This window comes from Enterobacter cloacae complex sp. P2B (assembly GCF_014895985.1).
Taxonomy (GTDB): domain Bacteria; phylum Pseudomonadota; class Gammaproteobacteria; order Enterobacterales; family Enterobacteriaceae; genus Enterobacter; species Enterobacter bugandensis.
Genome location: NZ_JADBQQ010000018.1, coordinates 175269 through 197388, shown reverse-complemented (window position 1 = coordinate 197388; position 22120 = coordinate 175269). Strand labels below are relative to the sequence as shown.

At 53.4% G+C, this 22120-nt stretch carries 17 protein-coding genes and 1 pseudogene; all 18 read right to left on the bottom strand.

Annotation, left to right across the window (positions count from 1 at the left end; translation table 11 throughout):
• Positions 1-3893 (bottom strand): DUF6531 domain-containing protein (locus IM313_RS16790; protein WP_193056101.1); only part of this gene is annotated, 3893 nt, incomplete at its 3' end.
• Between the two features lie 3 nt (positions 3894-3896).
• Entirely contained in the window at positions 3897-4337 is a 441-nt protein-coding gene (locus IM313_RS16785) for a DcrB-related protein (RefSeq protein WP_047366812.1), read from the bottom strand.
• Between the two features lie 73 nt (positions 4338-4410).
• A complete protein-coding gene (locus tag IM313_RS16780) occupies positions 4411-5256 on the bottom strand; it encodes a hypothetical protein (protein WP_226837514.1) in 846 nt (281 codons plus the stop codon).
• Positions 5235-5486, bottom strand: a complete 252-nt coding sequence (locus IM313_RS22600; protein ID WP_226837512.1) for a hypothetical protein — start codon at positions 5484-5486, stop codon at positions 5235-5237. Before IM313_RS22600 ends, IM313_RS16780 begins: the two co-directional genes overlap by 22 nt.
• A gap of 3 nt (positions 5487-5489) precedes the next feature.
• Entirely contained in the window at positions 5490-6044 is a 555-nt protein-coding gene (locus IM313_RS16775) for a hypothetical protein (RefSeq protein ID WP_074147927.1), read from the bottom strand.
• A gap of 75 nt (positions 6045-6119) precedes the next feature.
• Positions 6120-6632: a hypothetical protein gene (locus IM313_RS16770; RefSeq protein ID WP_047366809.1), complete on the bottom strand. Its 513-nt coding sequence runs from the start codon at positions 6630-6632 to the stop codon at positions 6120-6122.
• Complete coding sequence (locus IM313_RS16765) at positions 6613-9153, bottom strand: type VI secretion system Vgr family protein (protein WP_192971788.1); 2541 nt, start codon at positions 9151-9153, stop codon at positions 6613-6615. Before IM313_RS16765 ends, IM313_RS16770 begins: the two co-directional genes overlap by 20 nt.
• Positions 9154-9310: 157 nt before the next feature.
• The gene (gene tri1 / locus IM313_RS16760) at positions 9311-10411 is read right to left on the bottom strand and encodes an ADP-ribosylarginine hydrolase Tri1 (RefSeq protein ID WP_370528622.1); all 1101 of its coding nucleotides are present in this window, start codon (positions 10409-10411) and stop codon (positions 9311-9313) included.
• A 36-nt stretch (positions 10412-10447) separates the two neighbouring features.
• Positions 10448-10819 (bottom strand): immunity protein Tsi6 family protein, encoded by a 372-nt coding sequence (locus IM313_RS16755; RefSeq protein WP_048958537.1) that lies wholly within the window; start codon positions 10817-10819, stop codon positions 10448-10450.
• 88 nt (positions 10820-10907) lie between these two features.
• Positions 10908-11974: pseudogene (tri1, locus tag IM313_RS16750) on the bottom strand (ADP-ribosylarginine hydrolase Tri1).
• Positions 11975-11999: 25 nt separating this feature from the next.
• A complete protein-coding gene (locus IM313_RS16745) occupies positions 12000-12350 on the bottom strand; it encodes an immunity protein Tsi6 family protein (protein WP_192971786.1) in 351 nt (116 codons plus the stop codon).
• 348 nt (positions 12351-12698) lie between these two features.
• Positions 12699-13772, bottom strand: coding sequence for a hypothetical protein (locus IM313_RS16740; protein ID WP_047366826.1), 1074 nt, complete (start codon positions 13770-13772; stop codon positions 12699-12701).
• A 22-nt stretch (positions 13773-13794) separates the two neighbouring features.
• Positions 13795-14229, bottom strand: a complete 435-nt coding sequence (locus tag IM313_RS16735; protein ID WP_028013479.1) for a hypothetical protein — start codon at positions 14227-14229, stop codon at positions 13795-13797.
• A gap of 24 nt (positions 14230-14253) precedes the next feature.
• The gene (locus IM313_RS16730; protein WP_024909805.1) at positions 14254-15309 is read right to left on the bottom strand and encodes a PAAR domain-containing protein; all 1056 of its coding nucleotides are present in this window, start codon (positions 15307-15309) and stop codon (positions 14254-14256) included.
• 22 nt (positions 15310-15331) lie between these two features.
• On the bottom strand, positions 15332-17290 hold the full coding sequence (locus IM313_RS16725) for a type VI secretion system Vgr family protein (RefSeq protein WP_192971785.1): 1959 nt from the start codon (positions 17288-17290) through the stop codon (positions 15332-15334).
• Between the two features lie 64 nt (positions 17291-17354).
• Positions 17355-17765: a hypothetical protein gene (locus IM313_RS16720; protein ID WP_223824753.1), complete on the bottom strand. Its 411-nt coding sequence runs from the start codon at positions 17763-17765 to the stop codon at positions 17355-17357.
• A gap of 279 nt (positions 17766-18044) precedes the next feature.
• Positions 18045-19463 (bottom strand): serine/threonine-protein kinase, encoded by a 1419-nt coding sequence (locus IM313_RS16715; RefSeq protein WP_192971784.1) that lies wholly within the window; start codon positions 19461-19463, stop codon positions 18045-18047.
• 24 nt (positions 19464-19487) lie between these two features.
• Positions 19488-22103, bottom strand: coding sequence for a type VI secretion system ATPase TssH (tssH, locus tag IM313_RS16710; RefSeq protein ID WP_192971783.1), 2616 nt, complete (start codon positions 22101-22103; stop codon positions 19488-19490).
• Between the last annotated feature and the right edge of the window lie 17 nt (positions 22104-22120).

Below are 22120 nucleotides of genomic sequence, written 5' to 3'. Positions count from 1 at the left end.
AACCGTCCGCAGTCCGGGTCGTAATACCGGAACAGATTGTAGTGCAGCCCTGTCTCACGGTCCAGGTATTGCCCCTGCATCCGCAGGTTCTGAGAATATCCTGATACCTGCGTCTCGCTTTCCCGCAGCAGCTTGCCCCAGGCGCTGTTCACGCCTTCCCAGCGCACCTGCCCTTCGATATCCGTCATCCGCTCCGGCGTGCCGTTGGGCTGGCAGTGGAACCAGAAGATCTCCGGGGCATCAACGCCGTCTATGCGCGCCAGCGGATCGTAGCTGTCCTGATCGCTGTAGACGTAGGTCAGCGGCACGTCCCCGTGCACCTCCTGCAACAGCCGCAACCCTTCCCAGACAAATCGGGTGGTGACCGGCTTGCCGGTTGGCTGTCCGCCCAGCATCTGGCGGCGCGTTTTGCTGATGCGTCGCCCGAGCGGATCGTAGCGGAAGCTGACCTGCGTCTGCGGCCTGTTGCGGTCCCGCGGCTGGCTGATCACCTCCGTCAGGCGGTGCTCACCGTCGTAGCGGTAGTGCCAGCGGGTCTGTCCGTTATCTTTCTCCACGGTGCGGCCGTGGATGTCATAGCGCCAGCGAATACCGTTCAGCTGCGTCAGGCGGTTGTGCGTGACCTTCTCAGCAGTTCCTTCGAGCGGGTTACCCGCCGCATCCCAGCGCCACTGCTCCTGGCCGGGTAGCGTACCGTCCTGAACGAGCAGACGCCCGGCGCTGTCGTACTGCCAGCGGTACCAGCTGAACGGGTTATCGTCCCGCTCTTCCCTCACCAGGTTATTGCGATAGTCGTAATCCCAGCGGCGGGACCAGCGGCGCGGCGACGGGCGCTGGGCATTGCCGGTAAAGACGTCCCGGCGATGCAGTCGGCCAAGACGATCGTATTCGCTGCGGGTGGTCAGCAGCCCCTGCGTGCGGCTGGTTTCACGGTGAAGCTCGTCGCGGGTAAAGTCGGAGACCGACAGCTTATCGAGGGCAATGCTGAGCAGATGCCCGCTGCCGTAGTAGAACTGTTTCAGCTCGCGGCCATCGGGCAGCGTGACGGAGGTGCGGTTGCCCAGCGCGTCATACTCCCACGCCAGTTCGCCGTGCTCGCCCGCTTCGCGCGTGACGCGACCAAGCGCGTCGTACTCAAAGGCAAGCTCCTGCTCTGCCTCGGTGGTCCACGCGTCGACTGAAAGCGCAGGATGCAGCCCAATCCGGCTTAACAGCCCGGACGGCGTGTAGTGGTAGCGGGTCTGCCCTTCTGGCGTGGTGCGGGCGACCAGCTGACCGCTCGCGCTCCAGGCGAAGGCGTGGGTGATAGCCTCCGGATGGCCGGCGGCAAACGTGCGCGCTATCGTGCGTCCGCAGGCATCATAGCGATACTGCGAGGCCACGCCATCAAGCCCTACCTCTTCCAGCAGCAGCGAGTCAGCGCCCCAGCGGAACTGGTACGCTTCGCCGTTCTCGTTTTCCAGGGCAATCAGACGCCCGCGGCTGTCCCAGCGGCGACGGACCTCTTCACCCTGCGTATTACGGGTGGCGGTTAAGCGCCCCGCCTCATCGTATCTGAACTCACTCTCTTTCCCGTCGGCGCCCGCGTGCCTCACCGGCAGGCCACGTTCGTTCCATTTAAGCGACTCCGTCCAGCCTTCCGGACGGTCGAGCTGCACCGGGCGCCCTGCGGCGTCGTAGCGGTAGCGCGTCTCTTCACCGTCGGCGCTAATCTCTGCCACCAGCCAGCCCAGCGGGTGATAGCGATAGCGGGTAATACGCCCGGAACAGTCCGTCGAACGGACAATCTGCCCGGCCTCGTTGTACTCCTGATAGCGGCTGTTGCCGGCGGCATCGACCTCTTCAACGACCTGGCCGAACTCGTCCCGGCGCAGCTGCGTCGTCTGCCCCATCGGATCCAGCACACGCTTCAGTCCGTGGTGTTCGTCGTACCAGAACCGGGTCGCGCTGCCGTCTGCTTCAATGATTGACGAGGGGAGTGCGCGGTGCTCAAGCCAGGTGGTGGTGCGGGTATTGCCGTCGGCATCGATTTCCTGCACCCGGTTGCCCATCTCGTCGTAGACGAAGGTGACGGCGTTGCCGAGCGGATCGATGCGACGCGTCAGAAGCTCGTTATCGTCCCACTCGTAGCGCCAGTTTTCACCGCGCTCGTCGACGTAACACACAATCAGATTCTGCGCGTTCCAGTAGTGGCGTCGCGTCTGGCCGTCGTAGTGCTCGACGGTCGTCAACCCCGCGTCTAAATCGTAGCTAAAGCGGCAGCCATCGCCGGTGCTGGTGCGGTTTTCCACCACGCGCCAGTGATCGAATTGTTTCCAGCGGTATTCGCTCTCCAGCCCCCCCGGCAAGCGGTGCCAGACCATCAGGCCGTGGTCGTTGTAACGGTATTCACGCGTCACCACGCCGGAGGCGTCCGTCGCGCTCGCCAGCTGGCCGCGCGCATCGTAGCCCCACTGCATCAGCGGCCAGGTTTGGTTGCCGTCGAAATGGCTAGCTGCGGTAACCCGCTGCGGGAAACGTTCATCCTCATAGCGCAGGGTGACGTCTATCGCCCGCGGCTCGTCGTGAAGACCAACCAGCCTGCCGTGCTCGTCCCACGCCGTCAGCAGCGCGTTGCCGTATTCATCGCTGAGGGAGGCCAGACGCAGGATAGAAGGATTCGCGCGGGTCGGTTTGTACAGACGCCACACCGCGCCGTCATCGTCGGCAATCGCCACGTCGCCGCTCTCATTGCGGCGGATAATGATGCCTTCGCTGATGCTGTAAAACGCGCGGTCGACAGGCGGCAGCTCGAAGCTCAGCTCGCGCCCGGTTTCATCGAACCAGGTCGCATTGTTATCTTCCAGCGTCAGATAGCTGTCAAAAGTTGTAGCCCAGCCCAGACCGAACAGCCCTTCGCGGGTGGTCAGGCTGTTATAGCTGCGCTGCCAGCGCAGCGGGAAGCGCCCCGGCAGCGAGAAGTCGAGCTCGTCGTCGTCATTCAGCACCTTCACGCCGGTGGCAGCATGAACCGGGTGCGAGGAGCCAAACACGGCATTCACCGCCATATCCGCCAGCATCCCACCGCCTGCCGCCGCCAGCGCACAGGGCATGTTTTTCAGGATCTTGCCCGGACGCCCGCGCAGCAGGGAGAGCGCAATCATCCCCAGCGCGAGACCCGGCGTTTTACCGCTTTTGATATCGCGGACCGTGAGCGTGTCCCCGCCGATGATCACGTTAGGAGAGACATCGTCGGAAACGGTGCCTTCGCAGGTGGTGCGATCTTTCGCGCGCACCGCAGGCTGGCCGTTGATGAAGACGCTTTTGGAGCCTTCCGCCAGATACTGCGGCCCGGAGTGTTTTTCACACGCCACCTTGTCTTCTTCCAGCGGCGAGGTTCCCGCAGCGGCAGAGGCCACGCTCGGCTGCCACATTTCGCTGCCAAACTGTCCGGCGGCGGAAAGCAGCATGCCCGCGTAATCGGCAAAGCTGCCCGGCGACTGCGGCTCAGGGGGCGGGGTATCGGCGGGCGTGAGCGTGCCTGCCGCGCGCGCGGCAGGGATTGCGTTGGTCAGAACGTTGTTCGAACCGGTGGTGATTTTGCCCGCAGGCGACGGCGGGAAAAGCGCATTACCTAACCCTTCCGCGGCATTGCTGATATCGTCTGTGATCCCCGCCACGTTCGCCAGCACGCCGCCAATGATGCCGCTTAACAGACAACTGGATCCAATTGCTGCCACGCCTGCAGCTGCTGCCCCCGCCCCCAGCAATGGCGCCGCTACGGTTGCTGCTGCGCCTACCGCCGCACCGATCACCGCATAGGCGGCACCTTCCGCCACAATGCTGGTGATGTCAGCAAAAATGCTGGAGTGAATAATCTCGTCGCCCTTACGGGCCGCGTTGTTATCGCTCATGCCTTACACATTCCGGTTGTCGTTTAGCGTCAGACTCTGCTTAAGCGCGCTCCAGCGCACCTCGTCCTCTTCAGTGAATGCTCTGAGCGCTGAGAGGGTAAAAATCATCAATACCGGTTTGCCCGGCGTCTGCACGGCCAGCTGTTTTTGCCACAGACGCTGCCCGTTGCGGTCAAAGGTGGTCTCGACTTCCAGTCCGCTAATTTTTCCATCAGGCCCGGCTTTTACGCTCCGGAATTCGCTCTGGGCAATCTCACCCATCTGAGGACGCAGCACGTCCCACTGGCGGTGAAACTCTTGTTCGTAGTCGCTGCCGTCCGGGATAACGCCGCGGCTGACCACCACGGACAGCCCGCTTTCGTCATCGCGAATGATGTTCATGCTGTTATCCTGCCAGGCAGCAGGAAAAAGGGAAAATGAACCTTCCTGGAGGGTGTATTTCATAAGTGAACTCGGGATGATTAATATTGAGAGAAACAAAAGAGGCCAATCCATGCTGGCCTTTTGGCTGGCTGTTTTATTTAAGCCACTGGCCTGACTGTTCGACTAAAACATGACTGCCTTTGCTGACAACCAATTTCACAGGTGCATACGTCACGGTATAAGCGATCTCGCCATTCTTGTACGTTGAGCCGATTATTTTACCTGCGGAGTCGTGTAACGTTTTACCCCTTAAGGAGATCGTACTGTTATCGCTTTTGCGCACGCCGAGATAAACCATCTCGTCACATTTGCTCTCAAAATGGCCGCATTTGTTTATCAGCGAAATAGTGAATTTATCGGTGTCCAGTTTTCTGGTTTCCGCGTTTTGAACCGAAGCGGCTTTACGTAATGTATACCGCAGCGGGGCATAGTAATTTCCTTTTTGAGGAGGAGTAACTAAACGCCATTCCATTTCACGCCCCTTTATTTCCAGAACAGCCCGTCCACCTACGCCGCCAAATGATGAGTTGAACTCAACGCTGGCACGATTGCCAGCGATCGTACCGCTAAGATTTTGCTCATCATCTTCCGGGCAATCTATGCGGTTTCCTCTCTGGGAGATATAGCAATAAGAGCCGATGATTCGGTTGTCTGATTCAGCTAACCGCAGGGTTAACGTCGAGTCGTTCTTGTATTCGCCAGCCCACTCCCCGTCAAATACGAGTTTTGATTGGCCGAACGTTGCAAAATGCATCGCATTAAATCTGGCTGCCCACTGCTGAATATCGGCATGAATAACCGGGCTATTATCAGATGACTGGTAATGAATAACGTCCGACGTCGGAACCACCCAGGCTGCAAAGATTTTGCCGTCAGGATTGATGACCAGCGCGGATGCATTCTCCTGAAAGAGATCTTTTAACCAGCCTTCAACAAACAACCCACCACCTGTGGTGGTATGCGGTTCACCGAAGACATCAAAGTTATCAATAAGGTCTGGTAATGATTTCCCAGCGTTTTCCTGAGATTGTCTGTCACTTCGCTGTCGTTAACGATGTGACTGACCGTATCGAGCTTATTATATTGCGATAATTCAAGCGCCGTTGTGGTTTCAACGACGCCTGTCAATAACGCCGTGAACAAAACGACTGCCAGATACTTTTTGGTCATAAATCACTCTGAAGTACCATTTTCGTAATTCATTGTTATTTTTACAACCTTACTGTCTTTAAGCTCAAAAGAGAGCAATTTCTTTCCCAATTCATAGGAAACCCACTGCTCCCCGGAATCATTTTCGACCTGACCACTGCCGTAAGCTTTATTAAGTTCATTTATTGTTGAACCAATATGGATCCCGCGAACTGTTTTGCCATCCGGAGCAGTTAACGTAATCTGCGCCACAATATAATCGTCAACACTTCGCTCGGTTTTATCCCACCAGAGATTGGAACTGAATATTCTTAACCCAGTCTTCTGATGCTGGTAGAATTTATAGTTCGTTCCGTCAAAAGGAACTTCACCGACAAAACTACCTTCCACAGAAACTGCAATTTTACGCGCAACCTCAGGAGTCCATCTCTCACCCAGTGCCACAATCTGGTCGTTTAACTGCAGAGAAAAATCATCTTTAGCCAGAATGAGCGGCATAGTCTGAGCCATTACTTCATAACTGCTCAGAAAGGTAGACATGAGGGTAAAAAAAAGAGAGACAGAAAGGCGTTTTTTCACGTTAATCGTCATTTGTTGGATAAATGTTATGCTACTCACTACTTTAAAAAGCAGTGAGTAATGAAATAAACATTTTTAGTCAGCGCTAATAGCGACCCCACCCAAGCAGTCAGGTTTTTTTACCGTGAAACTGAAGCTTATTTTTTGCCCATTCATATCCTTTAGCGCTGTATAACTGGTCACTTCGTTCTCCGAACGGCCTCGTGGATAATCAGTTAACGTCAGTTGCGGATAATGTTTTTTAACAGTGTCGAGAGTGATGCACTGGCCGGACGGTGAAAAATTCAGTAACGGTGCCATCCCGTCACTTTCTTTACTTAAACGTAAATCAATTGCAGTAATGTTCGTTCCATCCGCCAGTTTGATATCGTCGGCATTGTAGAAATTGATATATTCATTTTGTTTCGTTAGCTTGAATGACAACGGAGCGTTATCCAGACTGTTAACGGACAATGTTTTGAGCGATGCGCTCATTTCTTCAATGAACTGCCAAAGATCCTGTTTCTGCATGTTACCTCCTGCCATTCCCGTCGTTAATAAAGCCGCAAGCACCGCACCCGTTTTTAGACTATGGATAATTTTTATCATACCAACCGCCATAATAATCTTCGTAATATTGCCCTGTGGTAGACGTTTGTTCGCCTTTGCCAAAGATACGGCCTATCTGCGTACGCGCTTCACTTTCCTTTATAGCCCCACGTTCGAGAGAATCATAGATACGATTATATTGTGTCTGATTTGCCGGATTGCCTGCAATACCTATATCCCCACCCTTGTTGGCTATGATTTCGCGTTGGACCCGGATATTGTTCAAGGTTGCAGCGCCTTCATCACTGAGTGTGCTGTTGAGATAGGCGTCGCGCGAAGAAAAATCAATGTTAGGTTCATATAAAGCGTGACCACTTTCATGTGACAGAGACTGAACGACTGCATTCGGGTTACCGAGCTCATTTTTATCAACGGTAATAACGCGCTTTTGACGATTGGCAAACGTCCCCTTGCCTGCTTCACCTTCTTCAAATGTCCAGCCTCGTTTCTTTAACGTCGCTATGTCATTTTTCATCGTCGGTGATTTATCGACAAGACTATCTACATCCTTTCCATATCCGCTTGAAGGAACATTGGATGCTGGAGGCGTAGCGTTTTTAGAGGTTTCGGCTGGTGCGCTGGCAGCCACACCAGCCTTACTCTCCTTTCCCGGCGTAAATTTCGCCTGCACCGCCGCATCAATATCCCCTTTATGCCCAGAACCCGGCGCCGTTGTGCCCGGCTTGGTGCCAGAAGTATTCAGATGCAGCTTACCGCCCGTGGTGATATAACCATCCCCTTCCACGAAGAAGTTAAACTCTTTGCCGATCAGGTTAATCTTGCCGTTAGCGTTCAGCTCAATAGCGCTCTCACCTGAGACCAGCCGCAGCTTCGTCCCGGATGCAATAACATACTGCTCGACCGCCGCATCCAGCTTGCCTTTCCCCGTCAGGATCTCGGTTCCACCTTTCACCGCTTGAGTCTGGTTTGCTTCCACACGATGCAGCTCATTTTTCTTCACGTAATGGCTGCGCGCCCCGCCGACGCTGTGCGTTTCATCATTTTTAACGCTGGTATCCATATTGCGCTCGGCCTGGATCCATACCTGTTCTGCGCCCGCTTTATCCTCAAAGCGCAGGGCGTTGGCGTTGTCCACGGAGCCCCCTTTCGTGCGGCTCATAAAGCCCATCTGCGTCGCTGCGGCCGGAAGCGCCCACGGCGGCATGCTCGCGTCGTTATACACGCGGCCGGTAATAATCGGACGGTCCGGGTCGCCGTTGATAAAGTCCACCACCACCTCGTCGCCGACGCGCGGGATCTGCACCCCGCCGTAGCCCTGGCCCGCCCACGCGCTCGACACGCGAACCCAGCAGGAGCTGGTGTCATCGCCCTTCGCCAGCCGGTCCCAGTGGAACTTCACCTTCACCCGGCCATATTTATCCGTCCAGATACTCTCCCCCTTCGGCCCCACCACCTTCGCCGTCTGCGGGCCGTAGGTGCGCGGCCAAGCCGTGCTCTGCGCCGGGCGGTAAACCACCGCCGACGGAATGACCGTGAAATCGGTACGGTGTATGGTCTCCCCCTCGCCGCTCGCGTAGCGGTTCTCCTCGAAGTGGTAGCCCGCTGCCGTCACCAGATACTCCCCGTTGTCGCTAAAGAACGGCGCGTTGGTTAACGTGAAGGAGTGCCCTGGCGCTATCCCCGCCGCCGTGGCGGTGGCCTGAATCTGCTGATGCTCCACCTGCCAGCGCTCCTGACGGATACGGGCATAGAACTCCCCGTGACCTTTGTCCACAAAGCGACCCGGCCAGTCGTACACGTCAATGCTGCCCGGCTTCGGCGACGCCGGGTTCTGCTGGGCCTGGAAAAGCCACGCGTTCGGCTTGCGGAAGTCATAGTCGTCGAGGCTGTAAATCCCCGGCGTCACGCTGTCCTCCAGCGCCCACTGGCTGATGCCCTCTTCATCCGTACTGCCGCCGGACGGCGTCTGGTGGTAAGGAATGACCTCATAGCCGCTGAAAGGCTGATGCTGCGTGGCGGCGTCAGTCAGCACCAGGGTGTGCTTGTCCGCATCGTGGCTGAAGTGATACGCAATCCCCTCCAGCTCCATCAGGCGGCTGATGAAGTCCAGGCTCGACTCCTGATACTGCACGCAGTAGTCCCAGACCCGGTAGCTGCCGGTGAGTTTATCCTCAACGTTGACCTGATGCTCACCCAGCAGGGTTTTCACAATCTGCGGCACAGTCTGCCCCTGGAAGATACGCAGGTTACGGTCGCGCTTCATTGGCCACAGGTCCGGCTCCACCGTCAGCTGATACACCGCATAGCGGGTGCCCGTCAGCTCAACGGCGCTGACCGCCACGCGGGTAATTTTTCCGTTAATATAGCGGGACGTCAGCAGATTCTGCGTCGGGATGGTCACCGTGACCGGCTGGCCCAGCAGCTTACTGCGGTCGATGCGTGCGTTCGTGCCGAGCACGGTCAGCGCCAGCGCGAACGACTCGGACATCGCCTCGCGGCCCGTCAGTTTCCAGAAAAGCAGCCCCTCCACCGGGAGCTGAACGGTAATTCGGTTGAGCATAATCATTATTCCACTATGGACTAATCTCAGTGCCAGAAGTTAACTCATTTCAATACGCAAAGCGTAAACGCTGCTGGTTTGATAATGAGTAGCTGTAAGATTGACTTCTCATGCCACAAAAAAACCACTTTTCCTGAATTTTCATCGAGATAAACAGTTACAAGAAAGTGTCTTCAGGGGCTCTATCGAACAATTCACCAGCCATTTTGGCGATACGTTCATGTTGTACGAGTTTATTTTTCCACTCCTGCGGAATAGCGGAATAACCATATAATGCTCCCGCTATTTGTCCCGCCGTTGCCGCAACGCTGTCAGCGTCATCGGCAAGATTGGCAGCCAGCAGAATCGCATCCCGGAAATTATCAGTATTCCATACGGACCACATCGAGGCCTCAAGCGTATCGATTACATAACCACTTGAACGAATCTGATCGCGAGTTTTTTTCTTATATTCACCCGCGTTGATAATCATTACACGTGGCTGAAGCGGCATGACATGCGGAGAAAAAATAAAATCTTTATTGCTACCATTAATCATATGCACAAGCAAATAACTTAAATACTGAGTGCTATTTATTGCTTCCGCGGCACCGTGTGTTGCGATACTTTGTTTTTTTGCTTCATAAAACGATTTGTTTAATGATTTTCTAAAAAAAATTGAGACAGGTGCTTGTCTGATAATGGATGCATTACCTGCAGTTTCTGGCGCAGTATTACCGCTCCACCCGGGACCAACAGTTAAATATTGATCTAAAGCAAATCGAGTTGTATTACCTATATCAAAACAGATGCCATTTGAACTGTTATAACCATGCTGATACCAGTCCAGAAGCTTATTCCTGAAGCATATAGTATCAGCATCACCTTTCTCAAGAAGCGTTTCCGCAAGACATAATGCCATGGATGTATCATCCGTCCATTCACCTGCGCGGAGTCGAAATGGCCCACCACCTATCATATCTTTGACATGTGCTTTGTCACGAGGTAAAAATTCAAGCGTTGTACCTACGGCATCTCCAACAGCAAGACCAATAAGCGCACCGACAGCACGATCCCGTGATTCCGCGAGTGAGATGTTACATTGTGGTGTTAAGTCCCATTGTTTTTGTACATCGCAATCAAAAGATGATTCTAATAGTTTATCATTATATTTATACTGCATCTTCTGCTGGACTGAAAGACTGCTAACAGGTAAGTACTTACGATATATATCTACATATTTTAACAATACATTCAAATTAGCATGTAAGTCTATCACCATTCACCCATAATAAAATATTTTTAATATCAACCCCTAGAATTCATCAGGATATTTCATTTTAAGATTATGTTGTTTCATTCTGTAATTGGCATCAACCTCATGCGGCAGTCTAACCTTTAAGCCTCGGCGGATTTGATCCACAATAAACCAGGCATCCGACAACCTTTCAAAAAACAACTCATCAGAGTTATCGAACTCCTTCACTGCATACATACCGAACGTCATTTCCCATAATTTCGCTTTATCCTTTTCCTTGCCTTCAATTAAATCCCAAAGAAATAATAATTGTTGTACAATAGAGTCGTACATTTGTAAAAGCGGAGAGTGAGGATCCTGATTTTTGACCTCAGCATATCTCTTTTTTGCTAAAATTAATGCTTTTTCAACATAACCAAAGATTGTCATTTTATCCTTTGCATGGGATTTAGTTAAATTAAAGCATCACACCAGATTGAAGTCATTAGATTCCACCGTTTATCATTGGCAATTCTAACTATAAGAAATTATCCTCAGGTGCTCTATCGAATAATTTACCCGCCATTGTAGCTATCCTTCGTGTTGTACGAGTTTGTTTTTCCAAGCCTGCGGAATACCGGAATAACCATATAATGCTCCCGCTAATTGTCCTGCCGTCGCCGCAACGCTGTCAGCGTCATCGGCAAGATTGGCGGCCAGCAGAATTGCATCCCGGAAGTTGTCAGTATTCCATACGGACCACATCGCGGCCTCAAGCGTATCGATAACATAACCACTTGAACGAATCTGATCGCGAGTTTTTTGCTTATACTCACCCGCATTTATGATCATTACGCGCGCGCACAGTGGGAAAACATGAGGGGAAAAAGCTTCTTCTTTTTGATAACCGTTAATTAAATAGTGCAATACCAATCCGAGAAATTGGCATGCGTTAATTGACTCTACCGCGCCATGCGTTGCTCGACTCTGAGCCTGGGATTCGAAGTAAATCGCACGCAGCGATTTTCGACGAAAGATAGACACCGGTGCTTGACGAATAACCCCAGCATTACCAGCAGTGTGTTTCTCTGTATTACCATACCAGGAAGGTCCGACACGCATATACTGTTCAAGTGCGAATCGCGTCGTATTCCCGATATCGAAGCACCGACCATTACTACTATTCTCTCCGTCAAGATACCATTTCAGGAGATATTTTCTAAGCACATCGGTGTGCATTCTGTTTTCTGAAAGATAAGTCTCTGCCAGACATAATGCCATGGACGTATCATCTGTCCATTCACCAGGTTTTAATTGAAAAGGTCCCCCACCAATCATATCCGCTACATGTTCGCTGTCTCTGCGTTTAAATTCAAGAGTAGTGCCAACAACATCTCCAACAGCCAAACCCACTAACGCCCCAAGTGCTTTATCGCGTGAAACATCTTCATTTGTGATTAAAGGTAATATTTCATCCCATACATGAGAGGAATTTGAATCATCAATGCTGCTTCTTATTACCTTACGAACATTAACTGGCATATAGTTACGATAACGATCGGCATAATGATTAATTACTGAGTCTTCGCTGTAAAGATCTATCATCCCGCACCCTTTAATCAAACGTTGTTTACCACTTGCGATATCGTTTTTGCCTTTTCAAATACTCAACGTCTTGCTCATGAGGGAGAATAAACTTCAATCCTTTTCCCATTTGCGAAGCTATATAATTAACATTGGACAAATGCTGAGCAAGTTCTGCATCGGTTGTATCAAACTCTTTTGACGCAAGCACTCCAAGATTTAATTTGTGCAATTTACTTTTATCTTTCTCAGACCCCGTTAGAATAGACTTAATATAGTCCAACTGATTCTTCGCCATAACATATAAAGAAAATGTAGGATTTTCATATAATCGATGATTAATTGCATCAATAGCATCATTGATATAATCCAGCGCGGTGTAATTTTCTTTACTCATGAGTCACCTCAAATACTGCCCTGGCGATGGCCTGAACCTGCGGATGCTCCACTTCTACCTGTTACACAGCATAGTGCGTGCCCGTTCTCTCAACGGCACCGTTCGCCACATGGATAATCTTGCCGTTAACATAGCGGGATGTCAGTTTTCAGAACAGAATATCCACTCCCGCGAGCTGAACGATAGTTCAGCTGAGCATGATTTTTTATTCCACGATGATCTGTTCTCAGTGCCTGAAGTTAACTAATCCTCAGAACGAGGGCGGTTATGATATTATTTCTGTGAAACAAAAAATAAAACCACATTTCTATGGTTTTATTTAGATGGCCATGAATTAACTTTGTCAGCTCATCGTTTTTCTATGCGAAACGTAGAAAGAATGATTTCCATGCATCGTTTATTGGCTTCGTAATAATAATCCTGATGATTACGATGAGGCCCAACCACCTCAACGTAACACCACAAATCATTCATTTTAAAAATACGCATATCGTAATAAGCCCTGATATTCTCAGCAGCACTGACTACCTCTCCCGTACAGCTATAAAGATCGCCTGTAAACGAGGGATTGATATCATTTGGGATGCTGGCAATGTCCGATGTCGTAAGAGAGACCGCACTATCGTGGCGGTTAAAGCGCGCAGTTGCTTCATCGAAAATAGCCTGCGCAGCGGGATAATCAGCCTGACGGAAAAGACAGAAATTAATCACTCCATGGTTGACGTTACCTATTGTGTGTTCAATTACCAGACGATTATCATCCAGCGTATTCACCAGCCATGAATCCGGAATTTTAAATCCACTGTCATTTTTGTTGCTAAGGCTGACTGTTTTCAACAGTTCTGAAAGCATCAAATTGCTGCGATGCAGTAAATCCCAGTTGATAGCAATCAGGAAAATAGTATCGGCAATCGTGTTGTAATCTTTCGACGCACAAGCCGTTTTCAAAAGGAAGTAATTTCCCCCACCATTTACAGGATTATAATCCTTCTGCACCGTATATCGTGAAACGACCTCATCACCCGATGGCATCGTTTTAATTGACAGGATATCCGCAAACTTCCCGCTTCCTGAAGGATGCGTAATTATTCTTTGGCTCAGTACTTTCTCACCCATTAAATCGAGCTTATTTATAAGCCAGTCTGACGCATTCATCTCCCACTGACAGTGTTCATATGCAGCCCAGACTTCAATATAGGGGCCGGTGTCATCGGCGATGTATCGTCCGATATTCGTCAGCCCAACCTCCTGAAATGTGATCGGCTTTAACTCTGCTGGCTTAACATTCTGGGGTAACAATAGCCAGTAATGAAGCATCTCTTTTTCTGCAGAGGTATAGAGACATTTCCAGAAATTTTCCCGAATCTCTTTTTCCTGATCCTTCATCTCAAGAGGAAAAAAATATTGTTTTTCAGCAACCATAATGCAACCTCACTCGTCGCGCTTACTTAAGCCATAAACCCGAAAACATAAGGAAGCTTCCGAGGGTAATTAAGCTTTTAGCAAAGATAAGTAAGCCAGGCGCCACGGCACGTGTCATAGACGATAATTTTTCATAATTTTCCGCGTTGTATCTTTTGTGCCCCCCCATAATCCCGGAAAATAACGTGCAGAGCAGCACTACTGTGATCTTTAATCCCCAAACACACAAGAAAGACATGGATAAGATGATCGAATAATGCTTGGCCGTTGCGACGGAAAATAATGACATTGACTGAGCAAGCCATTTCAACGTAAAGCCAATGACGACCGTAGCCACTAACACTAGAACGAACATTAACCCCGCAAGGAGCCATTGCTTTTTGTTAAATAAATCTTTTCCATTCCAGATAAGCGCTAGCGTCCAAATCATAAAGACTATAAAGAAAAACCAATGCATCACAACGTTCCCCATTTACACATTTTAATCTCCTATCAGGACTGTAACACAGCCAGTCTTAATCACACCATCGCCACTGCCCGCCGCTGGGGACGGCTTACTTTCATCATCGTCATAAATCCAGTCAAGGATCGGTTTGAGAGCAAATTTGATACTGGCATCCCCTCCCAGACCGAGCGCCGCTGCAAGCTCACCGGACACCTTAAGGTTGAATGAATAATCAGTGCTATCAATCCAGGTTCCCACGCCTGCAGAAGCGCCAGCGCTCCCTGCACTCCCTGAAAGCTTGCCATCGGCAACGACTACGCCATAAAAATCGGCTTTAGCCGTCGCCTCTCCTTTGACCGCCGCGGCTTCTGCGCCAAGTTCAACATTAAAACCATAACGCCCTTTATTTCCGTCATATAGTTCACTGACGGCCTTCGCTTCAGCGGTTGCCAGGTATACATCCCCACCGACGCCGCCGTATTGTTGCCCTTCTTTTCCAATGCTTCCCGAGGCGCCATATTGTATTGCGGTGGCGTTTGCATTGAGATTAATCGCCCCGTAATCAGCTCGATCGGTCACTAACGTGCCGCTGGCAGTCGCCACCCCTACTTTAGTACGTACCTCGCCTTTATATTTATCCTGACTTTTTGTATTCCCGACCGTGATATCGGCAAGTGCGAATCCGGCTGAAGCCGTATCGGGTTTTCCAAAGCCGGATTTATCTTCAAGGCTTGCATAGGCGCCAAGCACACGGGCGTCGTAAACATCACCATGTATAGCACCATCTTTACCCGCATCCTTCGCCGCCGTTCCGCCCCAGTATTGCGGAGGTGCGGGTTGAGTGGATGCGACCGCAGGGGTCGCTGAGGTATTGCAACCCGTCTTGTCACCTTCCCTGGCGAGAGGCAAACCATTCACAAATACCGTTGTTGAACCACTGAGAATACTTCCCTGACCATGTTGGGAGCATGAAAGCGGGTCGCCTTTTCGTGCTGCCGGAAATCCGCCAATAATTACGTTGGGACTTCCGCTTTGAATTGGGCCAGTATGTGCGCTGGAATCAATGCGCGCTCTGGCGGCTGGTTTTCCCATAATAGCGTTCTCTGTACGCAGATTAACTGTTAACTTTTACAATCGCGCCCTTAATATCGGTAAGGTTAGTTCCCGTTATACTCACCGTATCATTTGCTTTGAGCTCGGTATTGATCCCATCACCTAGTCTTGTAAGCTCATCACCTTTGAAGATGGCTTGTTCCACAGCCTCTGCTTTGAGGTTGCCTTGGCCTACGTGAATCTCAATGGTATCCGGGGCGATCAGAATATAGTTGTCTTTAACTTTGAGTTTAATCGTGGTCACAGATTCCAGCAGCGCGTTACCTTCTTTATCCATGGTCAAGACGGTTTGATCTTTCCCAACGTTTATAACGTGCTTGTTACCAATATTATGCGTTTCATTATTACCTACATCTGATTTCAGGTTCCGCTTAATCGTAATATTCTCATCCTGTCCGATGGTTTTTCTACGATCGACACCGACATCATGAGTTTCAGAATTTTCAATATCCGTATCCATATTTTTTTCTGCATGGATCCAGATCTGCTCGTGCCCGGCTTTATCTTCAAAACGGAGAATATTGGCATTGTCTTTATGGCCATCTTTGCTGCGGCTATAAAAGCCCATCTGCGTCGCCGCAGCCGGAAGCGCCCACGGCGGCATGCTTGCGTCGTTATACACGCGGCCGGTAATAATCGGACGGTCCGGGTCGCCGTTGATAAAGTCCACCACCACCTCGTCGCCGACGCGCGGGATTTGCACCCCGCCGTAGCCCTGGCCTGCCCACGCGCTCGACACGCGAACCCAGCAGGAGCTGGTGTCATCGCCCTTCGCCAGCCGGTCCCAGTGGAACTTCACCTTCACCCGGCCATATTTATCCGTCCAGATACTCTCCCCCTTCGGCCCCACCACCTTCGCGGTCTGCGGGCCGTAGGTGCGCGGCCAAGCCGTGCTCTGCGCCGGGCGGTAAACCACCGCCGACGGAATGACCGTGAAATCGGTACGGTGTATGGTCTCCCCCTCGCCGCTCGCGTAGCGGTTCTCCTCGAAGTGGTAGCCCGCCGCCGTCACCAGATACTCCCCGTTGTCGCTGAAGAACGGCGCGTTGGTTAACGTGAAGGTGTGCCCTGGCGCTATCCCCGCCGCCGTGGCGGTGGCCTGAATCTGCTGGTGCTCAACCTGCCAGCGCTCCTGACGGATACGGGCATAGAACTCCCCGTGACCTTTGTCCACAAAGCGCCCCGGCCAGTCGTACACGTCGATGCTGCCCGGCTTCGGCGACGCCGGGTTCTGCTGGGCCTGGAACAGCCACGCGTTCGGCTTGCGGAAGTCATAGTCGTCGAGGCTGTAAATCCCCGGCGTCACGCTGTCCTCCAGCGCCCACTGGCTGATACCCTCTTCATCCGTACTGCCGCCGGACGGCGTCTGGTGGTAAGGAATGACCTCATAGCCGCTGAACGGCTGATGCTGCGTGGCGGCGTCAGTCAGCACCAGGGTGTGCTTGTCAGCCTCGTGGCTGAAGTGATAGGCGATCCCCTCCAGCTCCATCAGGCGGCTGATGAAGTCCAGGCTCGACTCCTGATACTGCACGCAGTAGTCCCATACCCGGTAGCTGCCGGTGAGCTTATCCTCAACGTTGACCTGATGCTCGCCCAGAAGGGTTTTCACAATCTGCGGCACCGTCTGGCCCTGGAAGATACGCAGGTTACGGTCGCGCTTCATCGGCCACAGGTCCGGCTCCACCGTCAGCTGGTACACCGCATAGCGGGTGCCCGTCAGCTCAACGGCGCTGACCGCCACGCGGGTAATCTTGCCGTTAATATAGCGGGACGTCAGCAGTCTCTGCGTCGGGATGGTCACCGTGACCGGCTGGCCCAGCAGCTTACTGCGGTCAATGCGCGCGTCCGTGCCGAGCACGGTCAGCGTCAGCGCAAACGACTCGGACATCGCCTCGCGGCCCGTCAGTTTCCAGAACAGAAGCCCCTCCACCGGGAGCTGAACGGTAATTCGGTTGAGCATAATCTTTATTCCATTTAGCTTATGCGATGCAAAAAAGCGGGTCGCATCTCTGATAAAGCATCATTCAAGAAAGGGGCTTTTCCCGCTCGTTCATCCAAAAAACAAGAGAGTAGATTTTCAGTGACTCTGATGTGACAAATAACCCTACATTCAACCAGACGTTTGAAATTCCAAACACGCTTACTAAAAGAGGGAAAAATGAGACTGAACATCTGAATGAAATCAAACGAAATAATTCCTGAGCAAGAGCAAATTTGACTGCGCCGTTCTTTCGTTTGAAGAATAACCAGGCCGAAGCAAACAAAGAGAGTAGTAAAAGTAAGTCAAGCACAAAAAAAAGCATGACCAAAATGCTGAAACCATCACCTGCAAAATAATTCAACGAAGCACTAAATGCTTTTGCGTCAGAAAGAAATGGGATTCTGTTGTGGCGTACTGAATTCGCGCAATAAATTAAAATTGCGAGAAGATCCATACTTCCCCAGAAATACCCTGATTTACTCTTTAAATGAGCGACATTTTGTATATACACGTAATTAACACTGACAAAAATGGAATTCCGCATCTTCGCTTCAGCTAACTCTCCGGGGTCGGAGACAAAAGGGCCTGTCGTTTTTCACTGACGGTGGTCAATTAAGACCACCGCTACTAAGCCAACTGAGCTTTCAATCCTAAAGCGATTTTGTACATAAAGAGGAGAGACGCTCTTCGAACACCTTTGGAATAAGTCTCTGGCCTTGAAGATCGTGCATTACTAAGGATTCACCAGCCAGGTGCCCGGCTTGCTGATATCCAGCGTCTGGCTGCGCGTTCTCCCGTTGCCCTGCAGTTCAATCTTCGCCTCTCCGGCTGGCAGCTTGAGCGAGGCATAGCCGTTGGTCGCCGGACGCAGCGCTTTTGGTTCGCCGTTCACTTTCAGCATTTCACCGTCCTGGATACGGATATAGACCAGCGCAATCGGGCTCGCGGCAGGCGGTGGCGTCTGCTGTGCCGTCGCCGGCTCGCTCACCGTCGCCGTTTCTGGCTTCACCTCTGGCGCGTTCGCGGCAGTTTCTGTCGGACGCGTCTCTGACGGAGCCTGGGCAGCCTGCTCAGGCGCATCATTCCCACCGCTGAACAGCATCGCCCCGGCGACAACGCCCACCAGCACGCCCGCGGCAACCATGCCCGGGATCTTATAGCGACGCCAGTCGAGCACCGAAGCTGGCTTCTCTTCCTCAACCGGAACCAGCATGGTGCCGGTCTTTTTGGCGGTGAGCACGTCGTTGATCCCGGCGACCGGCATCTCAATCAGCGCCCCGAATTCGTCGATAGACTGCGGACGGTCCTCCATGTGCAGCGCCAGCGCGCGGTCGATGGCCTGCAGCAGCGGGATGGAGTAGCCCTGCGGCATGATTTCCACCAGCGGCTTACAGGTATCCTGGATGGAGCGCACCACGCTGACCGGCGGCGGAGAACCCACAATCAGGGTACGCAGCACCGCGCCGAGGGCGTAAATATCCGTCCACGGCCCCTGCTCGCTCTCGTTATCGTCTGTGTACTGCTCAATCGGCGCAAAGCCGGGGCGCAGCATGGTTTCCGTTTCGTCGGAAAGGTTACCGATGGTGCGGCGCGCGGAGCCGAAATCGAGCAGCACCGGCAGGCCGTTATCCTGGATCTGAATGTTATCCAGAGAGATATCACGGTGCAGATAGCCTTCGTCGTGGATGGTCTTGATCGCGCCGAACAGCATCGGCAGCGTGCGGCGGATCCAGGCCTCGTTGATCAGCTCCGGTTTTTCTTCGCGCAGGCGTGAAAGCGTGGTGCCGCTATAAAACAGCGTCCCCATGTAAGCCGTGTCGTTTTGCACCCAGAAACGCAGGACGTGCAGCAGGTTCGGGTGGTTAAAACGCGCCAGCAGACGCGCTTCCTGAATAAAGCTGTTCAGGCCCGCGGAAAATGCTTTGCCAAAGCGCTCGCTGCGCAGCACCAGGGTCATGTCGTCGCCGCGCACGGCGAGCGAGGAAGGCATAAATTCTTTGATAGCGATAGTGCGTTCGAGCTGGTGATCCCACGCGCGATAGACAATGCCAAAACCGCCGCCGCCGATCACCTCTTTGATTTCAAACTCGTTGAAGCGGTACCCGACCGGGAGCGCGTTTGGGACAGTCCGATTGTTATCATTATCCGTCATCTTTTACAGTTCTCTTGATGATTATTACGCGGCAAACTGACAGTGAAACTCGCCCTGCTCGCAGGTGACATGCAGGCGTCGGAACTGCTCGTCGCTGCGGCTGGCGGTAAGTAAGATCTGGCTCATCTGAGGCAGCAGGGTGTTAGTCAGAATAGCATCCACCATGCGGCCACCGGACTCCACCTCGGTGCAGCGCTGAACAATCTGTTCCACCACGCTGTCGTCAAACTCAGAAATAATGCTGTGATTCTCTTCCAGACGACGCTGAATGCGCTTGAGCTGCAGGCGCACAATCTGCCCGAGCATCTCGTCGCTGAGCGGGTAGTACGGCACCACCAGCAGGCGGCCCAGCAGCGCCGGCGGGAATACTTCCAGCAGCGGCTGGCGCAGCGCGCCGCTTAACGCGTCAGGCTCCGGCATCAGCTCCGGATCGGCGCACATGGCGCTTATCAGCTCGGTACCCACGTTGGACGTCAGAATGATAATGGTGTTACGGAAATCAATGTGGCGCCCCTCGCCGTCCTCCATCCAGCCTTTGTCGAAGACCTGGAAGAAGATCTCATGGACGTCCGGGTGCGCTTTTTCAATTTCGTCCAGCAGCACCACGCTGTAAGGGCGACGGCGCACGGCCTCGGTTAACACGCCGCCTTCACCATACCCTACGTATCCCGGAGGCGCACCTTTTAAGGTGGAAACGGTGTGCGCTTCCTGGAACTCGCTCATGTTGATAGTGATGACGTTCTGCTCGCCGCCGTACAGAGATTCCGCCAGCGCCAGCGCGGTTTCAGTTTTCCCGACGCCGGACGGGCCGCACAGCATAAAGACGCCCACCGGTTTGTTCGGATCGTCGAGCTTCGCCCGCGAGGTTTTCACGCGTCGGGCAATGAGATCCAGCCCGTGACGCTGGCCGATAACGCGCTGGTTCAGCGTATCGGCAAGGTTCAGCACCGCGTCGATCTCGTTTTTCACCATCCGGCCCAGCGGGATCCCGGTCCAGTCAGAGACGACTGCGGCGACCACGTTTTCATCTACCGCGGCAAACAGCAGCGGCTCGTCACCCTGTAAGGCGTTCAGCGCCTGCTGCTGCTCCGCCAGCTGGCCGCGCAGCTCGGCGGTCTCTTCCTCGCCCGCCGCAAACAGCGCGGCGCGCAGGCGGATGATCTCCTGCACCAGACCGCGCTCGTCTTCCCAGCGCCGGGCCAGAGCTTCGCGTTTTGTTTCATACGCGTCGCGCTCTGTGATTAACGACGCTACGCGGTCGGCCTCACCGGCGCCGACGCGCGCTTCGCGTTCAGCAATTTCAATTTCCACGTCCAGCGCGGCAAGATGGCGCAGGCAGTCTTCCAGCTGCGCCGGCGGCGCGCTCTGGCTGACCGCGACGCGGGCGCAGGCGGTATCGAGCAGGGCTACGGCTTTGTCCGGCAGCTGACGCGCCGGAATGTAGCGATGGGACAGCTTCACCGCCGCGCTGACCGCTTCGTCGAGCAGCAGGACCTGGTGGTGCGTCTCCAGCGGCGACACGGTGCTGCGCAGCATCAGAATCGCTTTCGCTTCGTCCGGCTCGTGAACCTGTACGGTCTGGAAACGGCGGGTCAGCGCCGGGTCTTTCTCAATGTACTTTTTGTATTCCGCCCAGGTGGTGGCACCGATGGTGCGTAGCTGACCGCGCGCCAGGGCCGGCTTCAGCAGGTTCGCCGCATCGCCTGTTCCCTGCTGGCCGCCTGCACCAATCAGAGTGTGGATCTCATCGATAAACAGAATAATCGGCGTGGCGCTGGACTGGACTTCGTTAATGAGCGCCTGCAAACGGGCTTCAAACTCGCCTTTCATGCCCGCGCCTGCCTGCAGCATGCCGATATCCAGCAGCCACAGCTGAATGTTCTGCAGTGGCTCCGGCACGTCGCCGTCGGCGATACGCAGCGCCAGCCCTTCAACGACTGCGGTTTTGCCGACCCCGGCCTCCCCGGTCAGCAGCGGGTTGTTCTGGCGGCGACGCATCAGGATATCCACCATCTGGCGGATCTCCTCGTCGCGCCCGACAACCGGGTCAATCTTCCCGTCGCGGGCGCGAGCGGTCAGGTCCTGGCCGTACTGGGCCAGCGTACCCTGAGCCGCCGGGACCGCACCCGCGGGTGCGTCGACGGCGGCAGCGGCCTGCTGCGTCTCTTTGCTGTTGGCGCAAATAGCGTCGAACTGCTCGATCAGAACTTCGACGTTGAGGCGGGTGAACTGCAACGAGATGCTTTTCAGCACGTTGGCCAGATTCCAGGTCTTGAGGATGCCGATCAGCAAATGGCCGCCGCGAATGCGGCTGACGCCAAACTTCAGCGAGCCGAAGACCCAGGCGCGCTCCACGGCGCTGTCGATATGTTCGGAGAGATCGGAAACGGAACTTGCGCCGCGCGGCAGAGCGTCCAGCGCCGCCACGATATCGCGCGTTAACTGCTGTTCGTCGAGGGCAAAGTGGCGGATGACCTGCTGCAGATCGCCATCCTGCTGCTGCATCAGCTGATGCAGCCAGTGCACCAGCTCAACGTAGGGGTTGCCGCGCAGCTTACAGAAGGCAGTCGCGCTTTCCAGAGAGGTAAATAACAGCGTATCCAGTTTGCCGAAAAGCACGGCACGGCTAATTTCTGACATGTTCGGTTCCGTTGATA

Excerpts from the sequence above, each read along its gene's own strand:
- IM313_RS16785 (WP_047366812.1), bottom strand. The coding sequence starts at position 4,337 with ATGAAATACACCCTCCAGGAAGGTTCATTTTCCCTTTTTCCTGCTGCC.
- IM313_RS22600 (WP_226837512.1), bottom strand. The coding sequence starts at position 5,486 with ATGACCAAAAAGTATCTGGCAGTCGTTTTGTTCACGGCGTTATTGACA.
- IM313_RS16770 (WP_047366809.1), bottom strand. The coding sequence starts at position 6,632 with ATGATAAAAATTATCCATAGTCTAAAAACGGGTGCGGTGCTTGCGGCT.
- IM313_RS16765 (WP_192971788.1), bottom strand. The coding sequence starts at position 9,153 with ATGCTCAACCGAATTACCGTTCAGCTCCCGGTGGAGGGGCTGCTTTTC.
- IM313_RS16755 (WP_048958537.1), bottom strand. The coding sequence starts at position 10,819 with ATGACAATCTTTGGTTATGTTGAAAAAGCATTAATTTTAGCAAAAAAG.
- IM313_RS16745 (WP_192971786.1), bottom strand. The coding sequence starts at position 12,350 with ATGAGTAAAGAAAATTACACCGCGCTGGATTATATCAATGATGCTATT.
- IM313_RS16740 (WP_047366826.1), bottom strand. The coding sequence starts at position 13,772 with ATGGTTGCTGAAAAACAATATTTTTTTCCTCTTGAGATGAAGGATCAG.
- IM313_RS16735 (WP_028013479.1), bottom strand. The coding sequence starts at position 14,229 with ATGCATTGGTTTTTCTTTATAGTCTTTATGATTTGGACGCTAGCGCTT.
- IM313_RS16730 (WP_024909805.1), bottom strand. The coding sequence starts at position 15,309 with ATGGGAAAACCAGCCGCCAGAGCGCGCATTGATTCCAGCGCACATACT.
- IM313_RS16725 (WP_192971785.1), bottom strand. The coding sequence starts at position 17,290 with ATGCTCAACCGAATTACCGTTCAGCTCCCGGTGGAGGGGCTTCTGTTC.
- IM313_RS16720 (WP_223824753.1), bottom strand. The coding sequence starts at position 17,765 with ATGGATCTTCTCGCAATTTTAATTTATTGCGCGAATTCAGTACGCCAC.
- IM313_RS16715 (WP_192971784.1), bottom strand. The coding sequence starts at position 19,463 with ATGACGGATAATGATAACAATCGGACTGTCCCAAACGCGCTCCCGGTC.
- tssH (WP_192971783.1), bottom strand. The coding sequence starts at position 22,103 with ATGTCAGAAATTAGCCGTGCCGTGCTTTTCGGCAAACTGGATACGCTG.